Origin of the sequence: Streptomyces sp. MZ04 (assembly GCF_004684775.1) — a bacterium.
Taxonomy (GTDB): Bacteria; Actinomycetota; Actinomycetes; order Streptomycetales; family Streptomycetaceae; genus Streptomyces.
In genome coordinates, this window is sequence record NZ_SRIC01000599.1 from 1 (window position 1) to 966 (window position 966).

Annotated in this window: 2 pseudogenes; one reads left to right on the forward strand and one right to left on the reverse strand. The window is 72.7% G+C overall.

The features are described from left to right. Nucleotides 1-318, reverse strand: a pseudogene (locus E2651_RS43410) (hypothetical protein); the annotation flags it as partial. 123 nt (nt 319-441) lie between these two features. Between E2651_RS43410 and E2651_RS43415 the strand changes: the two are divergent. Next, nucleotides 442-834, forward strand: a pseudogene (locus tag E2651_RS43415) (ankyrin repeat domain-containing protein); the annotation flags it as partial. Between the last annotated feature and the right edge of the window lie 132 nt (nt 835-966).

Sequence of the window (966 nt, forward strand, 5' to 3'; positions counted from 1 at the left end):
CAGCGACGCCGGAATCACCGCCGCCATCGTTCGCACCCTGCGCCCGCCGAGCAGCGGCACCCACGCCGGTACGACCTCGCCCCACCCCCGCACCAGGCCGAGGGTCAGCAGGGCCAGGCACTCCGAGACGGCGCTCAGCCCCAGCACGTACACCGTCTCCCACCCGCCGGGTAACGGATCCTTGGCCACCGGCAGCCCCGCGGCCAGGGCGACCCGCCACAGCCCGGAGGGCAGGGTGGCCAAAGGGACGGCGTGGGCGGCGATCACGGCCCAGCGGGGGACGTCCGGCAGGGCGCTCAGCTTCATCGTGCGGCCCATGCTGCCGATGCAGGCACGCCACCCACATCGGCGTACGGGCCGGCTCCGCACCCGGCGCCTCCGCCGCATGGGGGAGCGGAAAATCCGACCAGCCCGCGCGGTCGCCGGACTACCCTCCTCCTCATGAACAGAAGGCGCCGCAAGAAGCTGACGAAACGCCTGGTCCTGGCCGCGCTGCTCGGCGTCCCCACCGAGGTGGAATCGCTACTGCGCGCGGGCGCCGACCCGCGCACTCCCGACCCCGACGGCACGACACCCCTCTACATCGCCTCCGTCCAGGGCGAGGCCCGCATCGTCCGCGCACTCCTGGCCGCAGGCGCCGACCCCGACGCGGAGAGCGGCCACGGCGACCAGGGCACGCCCCTGTGCGGGGCGGCATGCTGGGGCTACACCGAAGCCGTCCGCGAACTCCTCGCGCACGGCGCGGATCCCAACCTCCGCGAGGACAAGGGCAAGGGGAACACCCCGCTGTACTGGGCGCTGCACGGCCCTCATGAGGAGACGGCCACGGTGCTGCGGGAGGGTGCCTCTATGTCTTTCGTCAAGCGAGGCGTGGGGTGCGGGGTTCGTAGAAGGTGCCGTCGCGGAGTATCGCGAACAGCACGTTGATCCGTTGCCGGGCGAGCCGGAGGAGGGCTTGTGTGTGGG